General features: G+C 54.1%; 20 protein-coding genes. 13 read left to right on the forward strand and 7 right to left on the reverse strand.

Annotated features, from left to right (window positions below):
• Positions 1-78: 78 nt before the first annotated feature.
• Genes RHI63_RS12660 through RHI63_RS12675 form a run of 4 tightly spaced genes read left to right on the forward strand, consistent with a single transcriptional unit; the run spans position 79 to position 3,707 of the window.
• Positions 79-2,124 carry a flavin-dependent dehydrogenase gene (locus RHI63_RS12660; protein WP_310438638.1) on the forward strand — a complete coding sequence of 682 codons (2,046 nt, stop codon included), beginning with the start codon at positions 79-81 and terminating at the stop codon, positions 2,122-2,124.
• A gap of 34 nt (positions 2,125-2,158) precedes the next feature.
• Complete coding sequence (locus RHI63_RS12665; protein WP_206201709.1) at positions 2,159-2,578, forward strand: hypothetical protein; 420 nt, start codon at positions 2,159-2,161, stop codon at positions 2,576-2,578.
• Between the two features lie 25 nt (positions 2,579-2,603).
• Entirely contained in the window at positions 2,604-3,245 is a 642-nt protein-coding gene (locus tag RHI63_RS12670; RefSeq protein ID WP_206200464.1) for a MarC family protein, read from the forward strand.
• Between the two features lie 39 nt (positions 3,246-3,284).
• Positions 3,285-3,707, forward strand: coding sequence for a gamma-glutamylcyclotransferase (locus RHI63_RS12675; RefSeq protein ID WP_206200465.1), 423 nt, complete (start codon positions 3,285-3,287; stop codon positions 3,705-3,707).
• Here RHI63_RS12675 and aspS read toward each other — a convergent pair.
• Positions 3,704-5,509, reverse strand: a complete 1,806-nt coding sequence (gene aspS / locus RHI63_RS12680; RefSeq protein ID WP_206200466.1) for an aspartate--tRNA ligase — start codon at positions 5,507-5,509, stop codon at positions 3,704-3,706. The genes RHI63_RS12675 and aspS overlap by 4 nt on opposite strands.
• Positions 5,510-5,769: 260 nt before the next feature.
• Here aspS and RHI63_RS12685 point away from each other — a divergent pair, with 260 nt between their 5' ends.
• The 3 genes from RHI63_RS12685 (at position 5,770) to RHI63_RS12695 (ending at position 9,115) form a co-directional block, all read left to right on the forward strand.
• Positions 5,770-6,006, forward strand: a complete 237-nt coding sequence (locus RHI63_RS12685) for a hypothetical protein (protein WP_206200467.1) — start codon at positions 5,770-5,772, stop codon at positions 6,004-6,006.
• Between the two features lie 83 nt (positions 6,007-6,089).
• Positions 6,090-7,838, forward strand: a complete 1,749-nt coding sequence (locus RHI63_RS12690; RefSeq protein ID WP_310743879.1) for a mechanosensitive ion channel family protein — start codon at positions 6,090-6,092, stop codon at positions 7,836-7,838.
• A complete protein-coding gene (locus tag RHI63_RS12695) occupies positions 7,838-9,115 on the forward strand; it encodes an NAD(P)/FAD-dependent oxidoreductase (RefSeq protein WP_310743132.1) in 1,278 nt (425 codons plus the stop codon). Before RHI63_RS12690 ends, RHI63_RS12695 begins: the two co-directional genes overlap by 1 nt.
• Here RHI63_RS12695 and RHI63_RS12700 read toward each other — a convergent pair.
• Genes RHI63_RS12700 through RHI63_RS12710 form a run of 3 tightly spaced genes read right to left on the reverse strand, consistent with a single transcriptional unit; the run spans position 9,049 to position 10,956 of the window.
• Positions 9,049-9,810, reverse strand: coding sequence for a BMC domain-containing protein (locus RHI63_RS12700; protein ID WP_310744633.1), 762 nt, complete (start codon positions 9,808-9,810; stop codon positions 9,049-9,051). The two genes, RHI63_RS12695 and RHI63_RS12700, sit on opposite strands and share 67 nt — an antisense overlap.
• Positions 9,810-10,574, reverse strand: a complete 765-nt coding sequence (locus RHI63_RS12705) for a pantothenate kinase (protein WP_310821655.1) — start codon at positions 10,572-10,574, stop codon at positions 9,810-9,812. The genes RHI63_RS12700 and RHI63_RS12705 overlap by 1 nt, the downstream gene beginning before the upstream one ends.
• Entirely contained in the window at positions 10,555-10,956 is a 402-nt protein-coding gene (locus RHI63_RS12710; RefSeq protein WP_206200471.1) for an AbrB family transcriptional regulator, read from the reverse strand. Before RHI63_RS12710 ends, RHI63_RS12705 begins: the two co-directional genes overlap by 20 nt.
• 421 nt (positions 10,957-11,377) lie before the next feature.
• Here RHI63_RS12710 and RHI63_RS12715 point away from each other — a divergent pair, with 421 nt between their 5' ends.
• The 3 genes from RHI63_RS12715 to RHI63_RS12725 all read left to right on the forward strand — a co-directional run bounded on the left by RHI63_RS12715 (position 11,378) and on the right by RHI63_RS12725 (position 15,229).
• Positions 11,378-12,514 carry an ABC transporter permease gene (locus RHI63_RS12715; protein ID WP_310438641.1) on the forward strand — a complete coding sequence of 379 codons (1,137 nt, stop codon included), beginning with the start codon at positions 11,378-11,380 and terminating at the stop codon, positions 12,512-12,514.
• Between the two features lie 47 nt (positions 12,515-12,561).
• The gene (locus tag RHI63_RS12720) at positions 12,562-13,737 is read left to right on the forward strand and encodes a PP2C family protein-serine/threonine phosphatase (RefSeq protein WP_399379010.1); all 1,176 of its coding nucleotides are present in this window, start codon (positions 12,562-12,564) and stop codon (positions 13,735-13,737) included.
• A gap of 73 nt (positions 13,738-13,810) precedes the next feature.
• Positions 13,811-15,229: a hypothetical protein gene (locus tag RHI63_RS12725; protein ID WP_206200473.1), complete on the forward strand. Its 1,419-nt coding sequence runs from the start codon at positions 13,811-13,813 to the stop codon at positions 15,227-15,229.
• On the opposite strand, the gene RHI63_RS12730 is transcribed toward RHI63_RS12725, so the two are convergent.
• From RHI63_RS12730 to RHI63_RS12740, 3 genes are all read right to left on the reverse strand, one after another.
• Complete coding sequence (locus RHI63_RS12730; protein WP_310821657.1) at positions 15,226-16,848, reverse strand: MBL fold metallo-hydrolase; 1,623 nt, start codon at positions 16,846-16,848, stop codon at positions 15,226-15,228. The two genes, RHI63_RS12725 and RHI63_RS12730, sit on opposite strands and share 4 nt — an antisense overlap.
• Positions 16,849-16,880: 32 nt before the next feature.
• Complete coding sequence (locus tag RHI63_RS12735) at positions 16,881-17,015, reverse strand: hypothetical protein (protein WP_255451743.1); 135 nt, start codon at positions 17,013-17,015, stop codon at positions 16,881-16,883.
• Between the two features lie 64 nt (positions 17,016-17,079).
• The gene (locus tag RHI63_RS12740; RefSeq protein WP_302677336.1) at positions 17,080-17,895 is read right to left on the reverse strand and encodes an FAD-dependent thymidylate synthase; all 816 of its coding nucleotides are present in this window, start codon (positions 17,893-17,895) and stop codon (positions 17,080-17,082) included.
• 136 nt (positions 17,896-18,031) lie between these two features.
• Here RHI63_RS12740 and RHI63_RS12745 point away from each other — a divergent pair, with 136 nt between their 5' ends.
• From RHI63_RS12745 to RHI63_RS12755, 3 genes are all read left to right on the forward strand, one after another.
• Complete coding sequence (locus RHI63_RS12745) at positions 18,032-18,667, forward strand: Uma2 family endonuclease (protein WP_310821658.1); 636 nt, start codon at positions 18,032-18,034, stop codon at positions 18,665-18,667.
• 155 nt (positions 18,668-18,822) lie between these two features.
• Positions 18,823-19,653, forward strand: a complete 831-nt coding sequence (locus tag RHI63_RS12750) for an alpha/beta fold hydrolase (protein ID WP_206200477.1) — start codon at positions 18,823-18,825, stop codon at positions 19,651-19,653.
• Positions 19,654-19,656: 3 nt separating this feature from the next.
• Positions 19,657-20,991 carry a GGDEF domain-containing protein gene (locus RHI63_RS12755; RefSeq protein ID WP_206200478.1) on the forward strand — a complete coding sequence of 445 codons (1,335 nt, stop codon included), beginning with the start codon at positions 19,657-19,659 and terminating at the stop codon, positions 20,989-20,991.
• Positions 20,992-21,068: the final 77 nt, after the last annotated feature.

The following is a 21,068-nucleotide window of genomic DNA, read 5'->3' on the forward strand; positions in this document are numbered from 1 at the left end:
CTCTTAAACTGTTTAGTACAGTGAAGTTTACGCCAAATCGTGCCGTTGTCAAGCTCCTTAGCGGACTTTTGAAACAAAATGCAAGAACTGTTATACCTTGAGGTGCCCACTCCCGATACCGCAGCGGTGATTCACTGGCTGCACCACACCTTTGAGCCGCGCATTGGCACCATTGCGCCAAAACCGACCGGGGGTTGCTGGCAGGTTCCTGAGGCGCCCACGGAACTGGCCATTTTCCTGTGGAGCTTGCAGCGAACCACATACCTCAAGGTGATGCGCTGGGGAAAGCGGCCTTTCCCCCAGGAGCGTGCCTGTCTCCAACACCTTCAACAGCATTTGCGTTTGGCCTTTCCACTGCAACCTGAGGCGCTTCCCCCTTGGCCGGCTGGCAAGACAATTTTTGAAGCTTTGGCCGATCGCTATCCGCTGACCGTGAAATACTTCCAACACATGCCCCAAGGTGAGGCGGATTTAGAGCGGGTTTATTGGTGGGAGCAACGCTGGCGCCAAGGGGTACAACAGCCCACGCCCCCGGTTCCTGTTTTGCACACTGCAACGACACCCTGTGATCCCCCTCGCTATGACCTAGTTTATGTGGGGGGTGCCTTGGGGGTGATCCACGCAGCGGTGATGGCGCGGTTGGGCTATCGGGTTCTGGTGATCGAGCGGTTGCCCTTTGGCCGCATGAATCGGGAGTGGAATATCTCCCGCATGGAATTTCAGAGTCTGATTGATTTGGGCTTGTTTACGACTGCGGAGTTTGAGAGCCTGATTGCCCGCGAGTACCGCGATGGCTTTAACAAGTTCTTTGATGCCACTAGTCCTCCCCATTGTCGGGCACCCGTACTGCACACCCCGACGGTTCTCAATATTGCCCTTGACTCGGCCAAATTCCTGCATCTGTGCGGTGAGAAACTGCGCCAAGCAGGGGGTGAGATTTGGGATTGGACAGAATTTGAGACAGCCACGATTCATCCCAATGGTGTGGTTCTGCAAACCCAGCACCGCCAAACCCAAGAACAGCGACAGGCGATCGCCCGTGTCCTCATTGATGCGATGGGCACCGCCTCCCCCATTGCCCGTCAACTGAACGGCGGTCGTGCCTATGATAGCGTCTGTCCGACGGTGGGGGCGATCGTCAAGGGCATTGTCCCAGAGGTTTGGGATGGCAACTATGGCGATGTTCTCTTTAGCCACGGCGATATTTCGCGGGGACGGCAACTCATTTGGGAACTGTTTCCGGGAGCGGGGGAAGAGCGCACCATTTATCTCTTTCACTACCACCACATCCAGCCAGAGTTTCCCGGCTCTTTGCTGGAACTGTACGAGGACTTTTTTACCATCCTGCCGGAGTACCGCCGCTGCGATCTCGATCAACTCACTTGGGTCAAACCCACCTTTGGTTACATCCCCGGCTACTTTAGCCACCACCGGGGCGATCGCGCGGTGGCCTTTGATCGCGTCTTGGCCATTGGCGATGCCGCCTCACTCCAGTCTCCCTTGGTGTTTACTGGTTTTGGCTCCCTGGTGCGCAACCTGCCCCGCTTGACGGATCTACTGGACACCGCCCTGCGTCATGACCTTGTGCAAAAGCAATTCCTCAACCAAATTCGCGCTTATCAGAGCAATACAGCGGTGACATGGCTCTTTTCACGGGGAATGATGGTGCCCAGCGATCGCCCCCTGCCCCCAGAGCGCGTCAATGCCACGTTGAACACCTTTTTTGGCATCCTCGCCCAAGAATCCCCCGAATTGGCCGATCGCTTTATCAAAGACCGCGCTGGCTGGCTGCCCTTTAACCGTATGGCACTGCGAGCTGCTTGGCAAAACCCCGGCCTCCTTTGGTGGATCTACGAAATGGTGGGGGTTGGGGATCTGCTGCGCTGGCTGCAAAGCTACCTCAGTTTTAGCTTGGATGCCCTGTACCATGCCCTCTTTGGCTTTTGGCTGCCCCCCTTGGTGCGCCGTTGTCAACCGTGGCTAGAACCCATGGCACCACAACTTTGGTTTTGGCTCTTGGTGCAAAGCTATGCCCTGAGCTACTCTGTGGGGCAACCCCGCCTTGAGCGTCCTTTGGCACCGCTGCCAACCCCTAGAGTTGATCAAGCGGTTTCCCCTCGCTAACCTTGGGAACAAAGGTGTTGCGGAGAGAATGACGGTGAATGCAGCAGAGCAGGCAGTGACCGTGCAGATGGCCAGCAAATTGGGGGCGATCGTCCACCTCTTTAAGCAGTGCAATGCGGATCTGCGGGCAGACCTGCACCCTTGGGCCGATGACCCCCATACCCGCAACCTAGTGGATCCCGATTCAATTGACATTGGTTTTCACCTACCGGGCTGGAGTCGCCGCTGGCAAGCCCGCAGTTTGCTTCTGCAAATTCGCCTCTATTGCGATCCAGACTCTCCCCAGCGCCGTGCCATTGGTCTAGACATCGTGGGGTTTAGCTATATGAGTGAGCAGTGGCGGTTCAGTAGTATTGGTGCTGGCGTATTCAGTGGTAACAATCTGCCCAGCGAAGACCTCCAACAGCAACTGCGCTCGATTAGTCAAAAAATCCTTGCGGTCTTAAATACTTAACTTGTAGGGCAGCAACTCTTCGGCAATGCTACATCCAACCGTCTCCTTTCTGGTGGGAACCTTGGCTGCATTGTTTCCAATTGCAGACCCCATTGGTGCAGTGCCTGTCTTTTGTGCCCTAACAGCTAGACATCCCCTCAAATACCGTCGGCAGAAAGCCAAAGAAACGGCCGTGAACGTTTTCGCGGTTTTAGTCACCTTCTTTCTCGTGGGTAAGTTTATCCTTGGCTTTTTTGGGATTTCCTTAGCAGTGGTGCGCATTGCTGGGGGCTTAATTGTCGCTCACACCGCTTGGCAAATGGTCACTTCGCATCAGCGCTTAACGCTTCAGGAGCACGCCGAAGCCATTGATAAAGACGATATTGCATTGACACCCATGGCGGTTCCGTTGATTAGTGGCCCAGGGGCGATCGGGGTGACGATGACGTTATCAACACGCTGCCAAATTTGGGAAGAGTACCTCGGTTGTCTATTGGGAATTGGATTGTTTAGTGGCGTAGTTTATCTTTGTCTTTTGTTAGGTGAATCTGTGATGCAAAAGTGGGGCAAAACGGGTGTCGGTGCATTAACCCGTATTCTCGGATTCCTGATTCTGGCGATCGCTGTGCAGTTTATCGCCGATGGCAGTCTGGAATTGATGAGGACAAAGCTATGTGAAAGTCGCTAAACTAAGCCCTTGATGGCATGAACCTAATTGATTTTCAACATGACCCTATTGCGCCTTTTTGTCTATGGCACCCTTAAACCCGGCTATCAACCCCATGAAATCCTCTGTCGGCCTTGGCTGAGTGCCCATCAATCAGCGCTGGTGAGAGGTCGCCTTTATCACCTACCGATGGGGTATCCCGGTCTGACGGCTGAGGAAGGTTGGGTGCAGGGGGAGTTACTGATCTTTCATGATCCACCTCCCAGCGTATTGGCGCGGCTGGATGCCTTTGAAGGCTACCATCCGAACTTGGCTCCCGAAGTAAATGCCTACCATCGCCAACAGGTGCCAGTGTATGACTTGAATCATCAACCTTTGGGCACAGCATGGGCTTATATGATGAGCACTGAGCGGGTGCGGGATGTCAACGGCGAATGGCTGCTAGAGGGGGTGTGGAATCGGCCAACAGACCTACGTGCCTAGACTTGGGTTTTAGCAGTGGTTTTTGCGGGCTTGGCGGAAGCCACATGGAGTTCCTTGAGTTGCTGTGGCTCAACACTGCTGGGGGCACCGGTAAGAAGGCAACGCGCCTGTTGGGTTTTCGGGAAAGCAATGGTGTCGCGAATGGAGTCTTCGCCGGCAAGGAGCATGACTAAGCGATCTAGGCCATAGGCAATACCCCCGTGGGGAGGGGTACCAAATTCAAAGGCCTCGAGAAGGAAGCCAAATTTTTCTTGGGCAGCCGTCTCATCAAGGCCGATGGTTTCAAAAACTTGCCGCTGCAATTCCGGTTGATAAATACGCAGACTGCCGCCGCCCACTTCGTAGCCATTGAAGATCAGATCGTAGGCTTGGGCACGGGCAGTTTTGAGATCCTCAAGGTCGGCGGGATGGGGTGCCGTAAAGGGATGGTGCAAGGCCTCAAGGCGCTTTTCTTCGGCATTCCACTCAAACATGGGGAAATCCACCACCCACAGCAGATGGGTTGCCGTCGGATCAATGAGGTCAAATTCACGGGCAATGGTCTGGCGCAGGCGATCAAGGGTTTTATTCACCGTTGCCGTATCCCCTGCCCCAAACAGGAGGAGATGCCCCGGCTCGGCACCCGTGCGCTCTAAGAGCGTGGCTTTCTGCTCTGGGGAGAGGTTATCCTTGATGGCACCAATGGTGTCAATCTCGCCGTTGTCGCGAACGCGGATATAAGCCAGCCCCTTGGCGCCGGCAGTGGTGGCCTCTTGGAAGAGATCGCCGCCGGGTTTAATGCGCACGTTCGAGATGCGGTCGTTACCATTGGGAATCGGCAAAATTTTCACCACGCCCCCTTGGGCGATCGCGCCACTAAAAACTTTGAAACCAGAGTCTTTCAGAATATCGGAGACATCCACCAGTTCAAGGCCATAGCGGGTATCGGGCTTATCGGTGCCATAGCGATCCATGGCCTCTTGGTAACTCAGGCGGGGAAAGGGGCGCGGCAGATCAATGCCCTTCACGGTTTTGAAAATGTGGCAGATGAGTGCTTCGTTGAGATCAATAATTTCATCCTGATCCATGAAGCTCATTTCCATGTCCAGTTGCGTAAATTCTGGCTGGCGATCGGCCCTTAAGTCCTCATCGCGAAAGCAGCGAGCAATCTGGTAATAGCGATCGCACCCCGCCACCATCAACAACTGCTTGAACAATTGCGGCGATTGAGGGAGGGCAAACCATTCTCCCGGATTCACGCGACTGGGCACTAGATAATCGCGAGCCCCCTCCGGCGTCGAGCGGGTGAGAATAGGAGTTTCCACCTCAATAAAGCCCGCCTCATCCTCGAGGAAGCGCCGCATGGCTTGGACAACGCGATGGCGTAACTGCAAATTCCGTGCCATCCGTTCCCGCCGTAGATCAAGATAGCGGTAGCGCAGCCGCACCTCTTCCCGCACTGGCTCATTCTCGGTGCTGGAGATGGCAAAGGGCAGTTGCTGGCGCACCGTATTGAGGACATCAATGTGATCGGCGTAGATCTCAATGTCCCCCGTGGCCAATTTTGGGTTCACCGAATCCGCAGGGCGCTTGCTGACACGGCCAACAATTTTTACCACATACTCACTGCGCAGGCGATCGGCTTGAGCATAGGAGTCGGGAGTGCGCTGGGGATCACTGACAATTTGGACAATGCCGGAGCGATCGCGCAAATCAATAAAGATCACGCCGCCATGATCACGCCGCCGATCCACCCAACCGTAGAGGGTGACGGTTGTTCCGACATCCGTTAGCCGAACATCGCCACAGTAGTGTGTGCGCATAGACCCCAATGATTTGTGAGTATGTTGGTAAAGCCTTACTATTTTAGCGGTTCACCGCCCTACCGTTAGCGGAGCATCCCCAAAGAATCACAGGTTTGCAGGAGGGCTGCACTTTAGAAATCGCAACAGAAGTTTGCAGGACTTCATGTGGATTCCCTAACTTTAGTTGCAGCTTCAGCAGATTGCGCCCCAATTTCCGAGGGGCAACGTATGGTAGTAGATAGGTAAAATCTAAAGAAAACCTTAAAAGGAGGGCAAGTATGACCCCCTCTCTCCTCCGGCAGTTCTGGCACTTTGTTGAGCAAGTACAGGTGGGACGATTGTTGAGTATGGATGATCACGCCCTACAGGGGTGGCTGGTGACGCAGTTTAGTGACGTTTATCCTTTAGAGCATAACCAGCGCTATCATCTGGAACGCTACATTTCCTCGCGTCTCTCGTTAATCCGCGATGTGGCAAGGGAGCAGGTGCTGCAAGCTAGGGTCGACTGCCCCTAGGGAACCGTGAACTGAGTTCAGCCTTCAAAAGGTGAGAGGATAGTCCTAGTTCGTGTTGCCGTGCAGAATATCAGTACGTGCGAATGATCAACGGGTATCAGCGATTATGGCGGTGGGGAGCGATCGCCCTTGTGACCTTCTTGCTAGCCATTCTCTCTCCTTGGCCAAGTGTGGCTCAGCTCGCCGTACCCGGCATCAGTCAAACCGCAGTCACCCCCCCACCTCCCGGTGTTACCCGCATTGGTGAGCTGGAAATTGCCGATGTTCGCTTCGATGGCAGCACCCTTTTTACCATTGCTGCGCCGACGGTGCGCGATCGCACTCATCCCAGTGAGGCCATTCCCGTTGAAGTGCGCGCTGAACTCATTGAGTCAAATCTACGGCGCGTCCTCCATAGTGCTATCCGCCAGCGACGGCGATCGCCCGAACTTGTAAACATTGGTGTGGCTCGCCTCAATAATGTGTTGGTGATCAGTGCCCGCATTGGCCAAGCGGAACGCACCACTCGCCTCCTGACGGTGACAGAGGCCGACAGCGACTACCATCAACTGCCCCCTGAAACCCTTGCCCAGCAGTGGCGAGACATTTTGCAACAGCAGATGAACCGAGCGATTCAGGAACGCACCGACACAGCCCTGATGTCGCAAATTCAGGAGGCTGTCTTGATCTTTATCAAGGTGGGTGCAGGTAGTTTCGTCATTTTAATTGTGCAACGCTTCTTGATCCGCCAACGCAAGCATCTACAAGGGCAACTGGACACAGTGACCACTCAAACGACGGAACCGGAGTGGGTTTTGCCGCTTCTGCCCCATCTGCGGCACCACTTTTTTCTCAAGCAGCGCATCAAGCTCATTAGTCTCGTTCGGTATCTACTGTTGTGGGGACAAGTGGCTTTGTGGCTACTCGGCCTAGCGGCAATTCTACGCCTCTTCCCCATGACCCGCTGGCTGAGTTCCCAAGTCTATGGCTTGCCGATTCTGTGGATGGTGGTCTGGTTTGGCACGGGGCTGCTGAATCAATTTGCTGACTTGGCCTTTGATCGCATTCGTGTTTTCTGGGAGCAAAATAATCTGCTCAAGTTTGCTGATACCCAGCGTAAAACCCTGCGGATTAGTACCACTGTGGAAGTGATGCGCGGCTTTAAGACCGTTGTCATTTATTTGATTCGACTAGTGGTTATCTTGGGTTCCTTAGGGGTACCTGTTTCCTCCATTCTCGCTGTGGGGGGCTTTTTAGCCTTGGCCATTTCCCTAGGGTCACAGAACTTGGTGAAGGACATTATCAATGGTCTGCTCATTGTCTGGGAGGATCAGTACGGCATTGGCGATGTGGTGGAAATTGAACCCTACTCCGGCTTAGTGGAAAATCTCAATTTGCGCATTACTCAGTTGCGCAATGCCGAGGGTCAGCTGATTACAATTCCCAATAGTACGATTACCAAGGTAGCCAACCTGACCCGCACTTGGTCACGGGTTAATCTCGAACTGTGGGTGGATATTGAAACCAATCCCGATCGCCTGTTGTCGTTGCTGAATGACTTGAGTATCCACTTTTACGAAGAACCGGAGTGGCAACTGAAGATGCTGGAGCGGCCAGAAGTTCTAGGAATTGATCAGATTACCGCCAGTGGCTTACTCGTGCGCATTTGGATTAAAACCCAGCCAGGACAACAATGGGTCGTGGGGCGGGAGTTTCGGCGGCGGGTGCTCAACCTGATGGCCACAGAGGGGATTGCCGTGGGTCGGCTGCATCAACAGCTGCATTTGGCGCGCGATCGCAACGGCAAAAACGACAACGATGAACATACCTATCCTTCTCCTTTGGAATCTTGATGGCAGGTCAGCGCATTTTGGTCATCGGCGGTGGTGCCGCTGGATTTTTTGGAGCGATCGCCTGTGCGACGGCTAATTCTCGCAATCTCGTCACGATTTTAGAAGCTGGGGCAACGCTGCTGAGCAAAGTCCGCATCTCTGGTGGTGGTCGCTGCAATGTCACCCACCACTGTTTTGATCCAGCGCTATTGGTGCAGCACTATCCCCGTGGTGGCAAGGCCTTGCGGGGTGCCTTTAGTCGCTTCCAACCCCAAGACACGATCGCTTGGTTTGAGGCGCGGGGGGTGAAGTTGAAAACCGAAGCCGATGGGCGAGTCTTTCCCGTCAGTGATGACTCAGAAACCATTATTGACTGTCTGGTGCGAGAAGCAACGGCTCTGGGCATTCGCCTCCGTACCCGCGCAGCGGTGAAGGAGATGGTGAAAGTCGGCAATGAGTTTCAAGTCACGGTTGCTCAGCAGCCTCAACCCCTTGTGGGCGATCGCGTCCTTCTGGCCACCGGCAGTAGTTCCCAAGGCTATCGCTTGGCGGCACAATTGGGACACACCATTATTCCCCCCGTCCCTTCGCTGTTTACGTTTCACATTGATGACCCGCTCTTGCAGGAGCGCTCAGGCCTCAGTGTCGAACCCGTGGAAGCAACCCTCAAACTGTTGCAGCAGCCGCCCTTAACCCAAACCGGTGCTATTCTCGTTACCCATTGGGGCTTGAGTGGCCCTGTGGTCTTGAAACTCTCGGCATGGGGGGCGCGTGCCTTAGCGGCGCAGAACTATCGCGGCACCTTGGTGGTGAATTGGCTCCCCCATCTGTCACTGCCGCAGATTCAAGGGGAGTTGGCAGCCTGTCGTAGCCATACCCCGAAGCGAGCGATCGCTAGCCATTGTCCCTTTCCGCTGCCGCGCCGCCTCTGGAGCTACTGGACAACCAGCGTGGGGATTCCGGCTGAGCAAACTTGGGCACACCTCAGTAAAAAACAACTGCTGGCACTGGCGGAGGCCTTGCACCGAGGTACCTTCGCGATCGCTGGCAAAGGCGCCTTCAAAGAGGAGTTTGTCACCTGTGGTGGGGTGGCTCTCAAGGAAGTGGACTTTAAGACCATGGCCAGCCGCTGCTGTGAGGGGCTATTCTTTGCGGGCGAAGTTCTCGATATTGATGGCGTGACGGGGGGCTTTAACCTGCAAAGTGCGTGGACAACGGGCTGGATTGCCGGTCAGGGATTGGCAGAGGGTTCGACGGGCACCGTTTCGGCAGGCGCTTCCACGGCCAAACTCTCTTGAGCCGCACCTTGGAGGGCAAGGGGTTCGGTTTCTTTTTGCTTGAGGGTGAGGGGTAGGCGCAGGGGTTGCAGTTCCCGTTGTAGGGCGGGTGCCAAGGGCAACGATTGATCCAAATCCTCAAGGGGACGAGGTACCAACATCACTGCATGGAGTTCACCAATGCGATCGGCTTCTGCCATCCCGGCCTCAAGGGCGATCGCGGTATTGGAGGCCGTGCCGCGAATAATGGCCGTACATAGACCGGCGCCAATGGTTTCGTAGGCCGTTAGGATCACATCTGCCGCCTTGAGCATGGCATCCGCTGCCCCCACCATGGCTGGAAATCCTCGCGTTTCCAATAGGCCAACCGCGTGGCTACTGAGGCGATGGCCGCGACTTTTAGAGGCAATCTGGGCGAGGAGACTGCCAATCGGAAGAATTTTCTCTAGGTTGGGGTCAGGCCGGGGAATGACTAAGGTACTGAGTTCTTGACCAAACTGCTGCGCCCGCTCAGCGCCCTCTTCCACAGCTAGACGCACATCGGCAATTCGCCCGCGCACGATCGCGCTACAGTGGCCACTGCCAATTTTCTCATAGCCCACTAGGAGGACATCGGCGGATTTGAGCATGTGATCGGCAATGCCCACTATCGCCGGAAAGCTCTGGGCTGAAACCAGTCCCAAGGCTAAATCCGTAAAGTCATCCCGTCGCTCCATTAGCGGAAGTCGTCAATCCTGTTCATCGGGTGCATTTCTATCTTAACGGTTGGGTTGCGGAGGGCGCGGATCCCCCAAAAAACCAGATGATCATCTTCATGCCAGCGATCGGCATCTAAAAATGTCTTTAACAGTTCACTGAGAAAGGGGCGATCGCCCCCGGTCACAATCACCGTACCTTGGGGAAACGCCTGAAAAAAGGCGCCCAGATAGGCGTGCAACATGGCGGCAGTACCGTAGTAAAGACCGCTTTCAATCGCTGTGGTAGTAGTGGTTCCCCAACGGGGGGGTGGTTCGGGGGGAAGCGTCACATAGGGTAACGCCGCCGTATAGTCCGCCAGTGCTCGTGCCATTAACCCAACACCCGGGAGAATCACACCGCCCGCAAATTCAGCGCGATCGTTGGCTAGGGTCAGCGTTAATGCAGTTCCCGCATCCACCACACACACTGGTGCCCCATAAACCTGAAGCGCTCCCCAGAGGGCAAGGGCACGGTCAATCCCTAGGCTGGGGTACATCCGAGGAATGGGAATATCCTCGAGGGTGAAGGCGATCGCCGTCGGATAGACTTGGTGCAAGGACACAGCACCAACACTCGCACCCCAGCAGGGGAGGTTGGGATAGTCTTGGGCAGGATTAAAGGCAAATTCCTCAGGGGTGAGGTGCCAAGTGCGGCTGAGGTGTTCACCCGTAAAGAGTGCCCAGTGCTGCCGACTATTGCCAATCATTAGGGCGAACCATTGATTACTCTGTGGGGGCACCATCCACTTCTTCTGGATCGATGAGATAGAGATGAATATGTTTGTATCCCTGCTTAATTTTGAAGGTATCCCCCGGCTTTAGGTTCATGGCTTTGGTATAGGCAGAACCAATGACAATCTGACCATTTTGGTGCACCTTCACTCGATAGGAGGGCGATCGCCCCCGTCCTGATTGACCATTGACGTCTTTTTCTGATGACTGGACTTCTAGTCCGCCGGCAGCGAGTACCGCTTCGTAAAATTTCCCTAAGTTAACACGCACCTCACCAGATTTTGTGACGCGATAGTAGCCACAGAGCTTTGCGGCTTCTTTACGGGATGCAGAACCCAGTTCACTTAATCGCTGCAAGAGCGCTTTACCAGTTAGGGGCTTTGGTTTTTCCATTCGCTCTATATTTCCTCTGTCAGAACACTATTCAAATGAATAAAGCAACTCAATTGTTCTTTAATCAACAGGTACCCGCACTAGAGAGAAAAAGGGAGCCTGCGAGAATGATCTGACTAGAAATCATTAGATTTAATCAAGTTACCACTTTATTTGAAACACAAAGTATTTTTTTAACAATATGTTAGTTTGAAGCAATCAGTATAATCATATAGTGATACCGAATCTATTTAACAAGAAAAGGAATTTGATGTTAGTTTGTTAAGTTTTATTTATCACTTATTGATTTTTGAGTCAAATTTATCTATAGCATCATGCCTCTCTAAAAAGAGGGAAGACATGTCGGCATTGAGTCTGTCAGAGCAGCCCTAGGATAGCAAAAAGGCTGTATAGTGGCTGTACCCTAGCGGATGAGTGACGAATGACCCCTTGGCAAGCGTTGCGGCGCAACCCCTTAGTGATGGTCAGTTTGGGGGTGTTGCTGACGTTGTACCTGCTGGCGATCGCCGCGGATTTTATTGCTCCCTACAGTCCCTATACCTTTCAAGTGGAGGGTGCGCTGCTGCCCCCTACCCGCATTTACTGGCGCACCCCCAACGGTCAGTGGCTTGGCCCCCATGTCTATCCCACCCGCTTGGGGCCTGTGAACTTGGAAACAGGGGAACGTCCCCTGATTGTAGACTGGCAGGAACCGTCGCCGATTCGCCTCTTTGTCAAGGGCAGCCCCTATCGCTTCTTGGAAATTACCCTGCCCCTACCGACTCGCTGGAGTCTCACCAATCCACAAATTGAACCACGTACGATCTTTGCCGGGTTCCCCAGCGATCGCCATCTCTTTGGCACGGTGGGTAAGGGCTATCTGAATCTGTTGGGCACGGATGACCAAGGACGCGATCAGTTCAGTCGGCTGCTCTTTGGTGCCCGCATTAGCCTCAGTATTGGCCTAGTGGGGGTGGCGATCGCCTTCCCGATTGGCATTCTGGTGGGGGCAATTTCTGGCTACTTTGGCGGTTGGCTCGATGCCGTTTTGATGCGGGGCATTGAGGTGCTGATGACGCTGCCGACCATCTATCTGCTGGTGGCTTTGGCGGCAGTACTCCCCACGGGACTCAGTAGTGGTGAGCGATTTTTGCTAATTACCGTAATCACATCCTTTGTGAGTTGGGCGGGGCTAGCACGGGTGATTCGCGGTCAGGTGCTGGGGATCAAAGAAATGGCCTTTGTCCAAGCGGCGCAGGTAATGGGGGGGCGATCGCTCTATATTATTGTGCGGCACATTATTCCCCAGACAGCAACCTACGTGATGATTGCCGCAACGCTCTCGATTCCCAGCTTTATTGTGGCGGAATCGGTACTCAGTCTCATTGGTCTAGGAATTCAGCAGCCGGATCCCTCTTGGGGCAATATGCTCTCGTTGGCAACGAATGCCTCAATCTTGGTCTTGCAACCGTGGCTAGTTTGGGCACCCGCCACACTGATTGTACTGACGGTGCTGTGTTTCAACATTGTCGGCGATGGCCTGCGGGATGCCCTTGATCCGAGGCAAACCCCAAAATAGCCAAGAGCCTTGGGATACACTAGGGGGAGATTTTGCAGGCTGAAGCTATGAGCGGCGATCGCCAGCCCTATCGAATTCTCGTCATTGATGATGACCCTACTAGCCGACTGCTGCTGCGCAAAACCCTAAAGGATCTGGGCTACCAGGTCTCGGTTGCTAGCCATGGCCGCGAGGGAATCGCGATCGCCACCGCTGAGAAACCCGCCCTGATCATCTGCGACTGGATGATGCCCGAACTGGACGGCCTAGAGGTGTGCCGTCAAATCAAGCAGGATCAGGAACTCTCCCGCAGTTTTTTTGTGCTGCTGACCGCCAAGGGGGAACTGGAGGATCGCATTCAGGGCTTGGATGCTGGTGCGGATGAATTCTTATCCAAGCCCATTGACCCCAATGAACTGCGGGCACGGATTCAGGCGGGTCTGCGCCTTTATCAGCTCAACCAAGATCTGCTCAAGCAGAAACAACTCCTTGAGGCGGAACTGCACGAGGCTGCGGATTATGTGCGATCGCTCCTACCAGATCCCCAAGAAGCCCCCTGCAAAATTAACTACTACTTTTTGCCGTCAAGTCAGTTGGGCGGCGATTGCTTTGACTTTTTTGGGGTGGGCGATCGCTATTTAGTGCTCTACATTCTCGATGTTTCCGGCCATGGCTTGGGGGCGGCTCTGCCTTCGGTCTCCGTCTTGAACCTCCTGCGCAGCACCACGCGAGAGCAAACGAGCGGCACATTTGACTATCGGCACCCTGCCCAAGTCCTCGAAGCCCTCAACAATGGCTTTCAAATGACGGATCAGCACGAGAAGTATTTCACGATTTGGTACGGCGTGTACGATCGCCAAACACGGCAGTTGACCTATGCCAGTGGTGGACACCCGCCGGCACTGCTCCTCACCCCTGAGGCTGATGGCTGGCGAGCGACTCTCCTCAAGACACCGGGCATTCCCATTGGCATGTTTGCTGACATGGTCTTTAGCCAAGCCACGATTGAAGTCCCCCCTTCGGCAGTTCTCTACCTCTTTAGTGACGGCATCTATGAGTTTGAAACAACCGACAATCGGGTTTGGGGTCTCGAAGCCTTTAGGGAGTTGCTCATTGCTGCCCACACCCAAGACCCTGTGCCGGCGCTGCCCCAGTTGATTGCCCAAGTGCAGAGCCATGCAGCGCCCGATGCCTTTGGCAGTGATGATGTTTCATTGGTGCAAGTGGCCTTTCCATCGGCTTAACTTTGCATCTGAGATTGCATAATGTGGCCTTTTCTGTGCAATATCCTAAGCAGTGGGAGAGTGAAAATGAGCTATGGGCGGATGGGAGTTTTTACTGCAAAAGGAGGGCGATCGCGCTTGGTTGCCCCTAGAACCACCCTCGGCGGAAGTTTTGGAGGGCAGTTACCGCTTGATGGCGCGCTGTCCGGTTGCCGAAACCTCGGTGGAAGTGCAAATTACCCATCTTTACGATGATCAGGGGGTGCCCAAGCAGCGCTACCAACGCCGCACCCACCGCAGCAGCTCCACAGGACTCATGGGTATTCTGCCCTTTACGTATTTGCAGGCGGGGCGTTGGGAATTTCAATGCCGTGTGGCCCAAGACGGGGTGCTGGATGCAGAGGTGTTTGCGATCGCCCTTGATGTCCTTGCCCAAAGCGAAGAGTGGGATTTGCCGGCACCAGAAACCTTGCCTGCGGTTCCAGAGCAACCAGTGAAAGCTGCCGACCCCCCTAAGCCGCAAGCACCCTCCCCTGCTGAGCTGCCCACGACGCTCATTGAGCTGCCCCAAAGTGCCTATACGATCTTTGCCGATGAAACGCTGGTTTTAGAGGGCACAGTTGCCGTTCCCGGTACGGTGGTGATTCGTTTGCGCAATCCCGTCACGCGCGATGTGGTGCAGGAGCACTCAGTGCCCGCGATCGCCCGCGAGGGGAAATGGGGGTTTCATTGTACACTCACCCCCTTGGCCGATTATCCAGTCATGGTGGGGGAAGCCCGCCTCCTGCCCAACCAACCCCTAGAGCACAGCGATCTTCGCCAAGTGCAAGCCTTTATGGTCACGGTGTTACCGGCACCGGAGATTCCTGCCGTCTCTGCGCCCCGCCAACCCGCCCCATCTAAGAGCGAAACACCCGCTGGCCCGCAGTTGCCCATCTTAGGGGATAGGACTCTCGAACCTGTGCCAGTGAGCGGCTTTTCCCTACCGCCCCAACTGAAGCCTGTAAAAGCCCCTGTTGTCGTGGATTTGCCTAGCTTTTGCCAGCCCCTATCTGCCGTTACCGTACCGCCGCCTCGGGATTTGCCCATTGATCGCCAAGAGCGATTTTGGTCGCGATTGCAACAGTTAGCGGAATTAGCGCCCCCCGTTGAACCCACACCGCCAGTATCCACAAATCCTGAGAGTCCCTATCTATTGACCCCCCCCCAGCTCCTGCTGTCACCGGAGCCACTGGTATCGCCGCTGCACCTCAAGGTGAATTTGCCGGCAACACAACGGGGTTGCTCTGTGAAGGTGTGGATCACCAATGGCGAAACAGGAGAGTTAATTGCTGGCCCCCGCTGGCTCGTGGAGTTTGATTTTTATCGCTATGGGGACTACTGGCAAACCGTCCTTCACATTGACGTGCCCGCGAGTGTGCGTTCCATTGCCCTGATGGCGATCGCTATTGACCCCAAAACAGGCGCGGAAAGTCCGACGGTCACCCTGCGGCGGCAGCTCCAAGGGGCCTAGCTTTCGGGTTCGGGTTGTGTTTCTGCCCGCTCAAAGGCTGGACAATAGCCCTCTGGTGCCACTTTGAAGTTGTAGAGCGCAGAAGCCTCATTCCAGCAGCGCTGACCCCGATAAAACTGGCAATTAAAACAGCTCTCCTGATCGGGGGCGATCGGGGTCGATGCCCCACCCAGCACTTCCTTGGGGGTCATACCGCGAATCAGTAATTGCTCCCCCTGCCATGAGGCAAGGACAAAGCCCGTATCCGCCAACCGTCGCCAGCGTGGATCTGTGGTAATAGAAGCGGGTAGGCGAATCATCGCTTCATCGTTCCACTCACTCACCTCCCCCTCATAGGCCAGTTGCACCAACGAACTCGGCGTCGAAAGCGTCAGTTGGCCAATGGGAAATTGAATCGTTGAGCCACTGGTGGGGGTGTGCAGATGGTAGCGGTTGCTCAATTCATTCAGGCTGGCTAAATCGGCAAGGTAGTTGGGGTCGCCGTGGATAAGCACCACATGCTGCGGGCGAATATTGTGAATCAGTTGCGTCGTTGCAGGGCCATCGGCATGGAGGGAAAGTAAAAACGTATCCACCTCTACATTGGGCAAGCTGGCTAAGGTAGGATCACCGCCCCGAAAAGGCTGACCATAGCGCAGACGTGGATAGAGTACCAGCCAAGGCCGTTTCCCCTGAGCTAGGTAGGGACGCAGGTCTTGATCCTCCTCCACAAGGACAATGGTGGGGGCTGCGCCTCGAATTTGCGCCAAATCGCTTAAGGGCTGCACTTGGGGTTTGACCCGCTGATCCCAAAAGAGGGACTGGTGTTGGGCAAAATTTTGAATGGCCGTGGGTAAATGGGGCAACACCGTGAGGTAGGCATCACAGCCGCGAGCGATCGCTGGCGTGACCCAAATTTGAATCGGCTGTCCCGTAAAAAGATGATGACTGCGCAGTAGGATGAGAATTTCTTGAGCAGTACCGAGGGGCGGCAGCGGCAGTAGGACATTGTAGCCTTGATCAACCGCCGTGCGGATGCGTTCTGCCAGTTGGTTTTCCTGTTGACGGCGGTGGGGATGACGCGCGGTGCCCAAGCTGGCCTCAATGATCAGCACATCCGGCTGCAATCCTCGCAGATCCGCAAGGGGTAGCCCTTCCGTAAAGCGAGTATGGGACAGGAAAAAATCCCCAGTATAGACCACGCTCAGGGGCGATTGCTCTGGGTTGGGGTCTTGGTAGGTGAGGGCAAAAACAGCAGCCCCCGGTAAATGCCCTGCAGGAAAGAGTTCGGCGGTCAGGCCATCCCCAAACTCAACGGGCGATCGCCAAGGCAAAGCACGACAGAAAGGGGGAACCGTTTCATGCGGCCAATTGAGGGGCAAAAGCTGGGTCGTGACCTCACTGGCATAGATGGGAATATGGGGAAAACGGCGATGGAGTGCCAATAGACTCTGGGCATGATCCGCGTGGGCATGGCTACAGAGCACCAAATCAAAGGGATGCTGTTCAATTTCATCAAGGGGCAAAACATCAAGGGACGGCACACCACAGTCCAGCAAAATCCGATAGGTGCCAATTCCTAAGCCAATGCACACCCCCTCATCTGCGTGACCCACCCCATAGTTGAGGCACTCGATCATGAATGACGAACAGTCACCCTCCTTGGTTAGCTTTAGTGAGCAGAACCGTTGCCGTGGTAGTTATCGGTGTCGTAGAAGCCATTGCGGGTGCCAAAGACCAAACACAGCACAATAAACACCGGCGTAATGGCCAGTAGAATGGGTTTCACGTTAATAGCAACGTCCATGGCTGCACTCCTCGCTCTTGTCAACTCAGTCAATGGTGTCTTCTGCTACTCAGTGTATCGTGGATCATTGGGGGGCATGTGCTGATTTTCTCTCCTCAAAGTAACGCAACTGCCGCCAACCCACAAAATTGGCATAGGGCTGGCGATCGCCCATGCATTCTGCCACGTGTTCTAGGGGCGACAGGTGCTTCGGTTCTGCCCCCGCCAAGCGTTGATAAAGCGCCAGATCAGAGGCGGGGTCACTGCGTTGGCCATCCCGCAGATAGTAGGACACCCGTGCACAGCGAGCCACGGACATGTACTTACACTCCTCAAGGCTATATTGCTCGCGCTCACTGGGATCGATATAGGGAAGGTGCCAATCCCCCACCGCCACAGGTGTCGGTTCATGGGTTTCCAGCAAATGCTGAATCAGCTTAGCCAAGGCTTGCATTTCGGGCTGGGCATCGGGGTGGTTGCGCAGGCGCAAAAAATTATCCCACTCCGTGCTACTCACCACCGTTTGCATCCACAGCCACGGCTCCAGCATGCGGTTCACCACCTGCTTGTGAATGCCTAGTTCATGGAGTTGGCGTGCCCCCTCAAGAACCGCGAGGCGGGTTTTCAGCCAAATTTCCTTGGCAGCCTCCTTATGTTCACTTTCTTGGCGCGCCTGCATCCCCCGCTGGTTTTTTCCCCAATGGTAAGGAATGACCGGGTTGTGTTCGACTTGCTCCATCATTTTGGCCACAGGCACCGCTCGCGAACTAGCGGAATTACGGGAAAACACGCGATGGGTGAGCAGTTCACTATGGATAAAACGCGGGTACGTCAGTTGCAGCGTCACCAAGCGCACCCCTGCTGGCGAAATTGAATCGGCAATCACACGCCCGTCTTGCATCTTTGTCTCGTCTGAATCTCTGCCTTTTCTAGGCTAGTGCAAGGGGAACACTGTCCGCGCGATTCGCAACCGCAAAGCGCGTCAACCTTGATGCTGTGGCACAGTGGAACTAGACCTGTTGTGGATATACCTTGCCATGTATGCGGTTGTTTCTCCAGCCAAAATTATTCTTCCCCCCGGCAGTGTCCTACGCATGCCCGGTACGTGGCAAGATTACTGTTGCCTCCGCAACAGCCGTGGCGATGGTTCGATTCCCCGCATCAAGTTTCGTCGGGGGGAAATTTTGCTCATGAGTCCCTTACCCCGTCATGGCCGCGAAGCGAATATCGTTGCCGATGTTGTCAAAGTTTTGCTGGATAGTGAGGAGCGCAATTACGAAGCCTTTACGCCGATCACCATGGAGATTCCTGAGATGGGTGGCATTGAGCCTGACTATTGCTTCTATATTAACAACTGGACGGCAGCCGTCGGCAAAGACCGTATTGATTGGCAAACCGATCCGCCACCCGACTTGGTGATTGAAATTGATGTCACCACCTATACGGCGGCTGAGGACTACCTTCTTTATCGTGTTCCTGAAGTGTGGCTTTTTACGTCAACGGGCTTGAGCATTTATGCTCTCGATGGCCAGACCTATGTCCCTCGATCCAAAAGCCGCTATTTTCCAGACATTAACTTAGTAGCGTTGATGAGTGCTGTCCTCGAAGAGGCGGCAACCCAAGGCACAGGGGCTGCGCTGCGACGGTTGCGGCAACGGTTCGCCGGTCAATAGCAAATTGTTAAAGATTTCTTTCTCAGGTGAATGGAGTTTTGTAAGATCATCTAGGTGCTATGTTTTTTCTAGCATTGCCCTTCAAGTTTCGAACTCAATTTATCCACTGAAAATTAAAAAAACTTAATTAATTGGCTGAGTAGTGCGAAACGTTTATGCAAATCACGCATCAAGTTGCTGGTCTTCCCGAGTCTCTCAAGCCATACGTCCAGATTGACCAGTGGGGGACAGTTCCCGTTGTTCTAGGACACGGTTTTGGTACCGATAAAAGCGCTTGGGATTACCTAATGCCTTTCTTCCCTGAGGGCTTCACCTATATTCGCTATGATCTTGCAGGCTGTGGCTCCGACGAAGACACGTTGCGCCGCTACGACCTGCAAAGACACAGTCATTTGTATGGTTATGCTGACGATCTCATTGAATTACTAGATAGCCTTGGTGTCCAATCCTGCATATATGTTGGTCATTCCGTCAGTTGCATGATTGGCGCAATTGCCGCGATCGCCAGACCTGACTTGTTTCGACGACATATCTGGCTCAACCCCTCCCCTTGCTATCTCAAAGATGAGAATTATCCCGGTACCCTCACCCCCGAAGACCTACAGGCCATTTATGACGCCATGGTCACCAACTACCAAACATGGGCTGCGGGTTTTGCTCCCCTGATGTTTGGCCTGACCGAGGATCACCGGCTAGCTGATTTTTCAAAAACCCTCTTTCGATTGCAGCCAAGTGTTGCATTGCGCACACTTCAGGTCATTTTTGATTCTGATACAAGGGCGTTTGTGGGCAAAGTCTTTCAACCCGTGCACCTCATTTTCAATCGTGACGACTTTGTGGTTCCCCAACCTGTGGCACTGTGGCTGCAGGGGAAACTGCCAAATAGTACACTTGATTGGATCGACGCGCGAGGCCATCTTCCCCACATGACTCATCCTGAGGCCGTTGGCTCTTTACTCAAAAAATATATAATCCATTCTGATTAGGGCATGCTCAAAAGTTTGCACGAACACCTCGCCCGCCAACTTCTCCCTACTCCCGATGCCATTACAGCATTTTGTCATCTAGTTGCTAATTGGTCGCAGTCTGAGCTTGTCTTAGCCTTAACAGTCGATGAACATGGCAATCGGGCAGAGATTATCACCACAACCAGCACCAGCCGATTTCCCAACGTCGAAATTATTGCTCCGTGGCCAGATTTGGTTGAGGAGGCTGTCATTGATATCACGCCTTTTCTAAAACTGCCTTCTATCTTTTTCTGCCTTTTGGATAAGGTTGAGCGAATCGTTTATATTCCCTGCGGTGAGCCAGAGCAGTGGCGGCAAGGGTTGCTATTGGTGAATCCCGTAGAGGGGCTGCTGTGCCAACTCGCAGAACAAAAAGGCTACATTGCAGCTCTTTACCGGCAACTGTTGGCTCATCATCGCCAACGGCAAAACAGCTTCATCTTTGAAGTGCAATTCCAAGATATTTTCGACACCGTGCCGCTGGGCTTGGTTTTGATCAAGGGGGATGGCTCTACAGCGATGGTTAATGCCTATGCCAGTCAATGGTTGCAACTGCCAGCCGGAAGCCATCCGGTTCAGATTGTTGCCGAGCACATGAAACAAGCACGCCAGAGATGCGATAACCGCGATGAGTTAACCAGAATTTTTCAAGGGCTGAGTGCCGATGCCAACTTTAGTGCAAAGGGGGAGTGTCTGATGGGCGAGAAAACCTTCCTCATTGATACCCACCCCGTGCGAGGCGACAGTCGGCTAGGGCGTGTGTGGATCGTTTCTGACATCAGTGATATGCGCCAGCGAGAGCAAGCACTTTTGGCCTTGGCTTGGTTGGATCCCTTGACTGGGGCGTTTAATCGCCGCTTTCTCTTGAGTCGGGTTGAGGCTTATCAGTCCCAAGCAGCGACAGGGGACGCGCTGCTAATCGTCATGATTTTCGACATTGATCACTTTAAGCGCATCAACGATACCTATGGGCATGATCAGGGCGATGTGGTTCTGCGCACATTGGCGGCAAGGACAAAGCAGGTGATAGAGGCCTGTAAAGATAGTATTTTGGTTCGCTGGGGAGGCGAAGAATTTGTGCTGTTGTTTTTTGCCACCAATGAAGACCATGCTAAATCCGTTGCCGAGGAACTTTGCGCTGTGGTGAGAAGCCAACCAATTGAACTAGGGGATCAGCAGTTTTTGACTGCAACCATTAGTTTGGGTGGCACGCTTTTTCGACCCGGTGAACAGGTGCTCAGTAACTCGATTCCTCGCGCGGATCAAGCCTTGTATAAGGCGAAACATGGGGGGCGCGATCGCTGGGTTTGGGCATGACACTTTACCCCACTGACTGGGATGAAAGCTCAGAAACGATTTGTTAGAGTAGCGGTGTCTAAAGGATGACTTGTACA

Origin of the sequence: Thermosynechococcus sp. GLH187 (assembly GCF_031583395.1) — a bacterium.
GTDB lineage: Bacteria > Cyanobacteriota > Cyanobacteriia > Thermosynechococcales > Thermosynechococcaceae > Thermosynechococcus.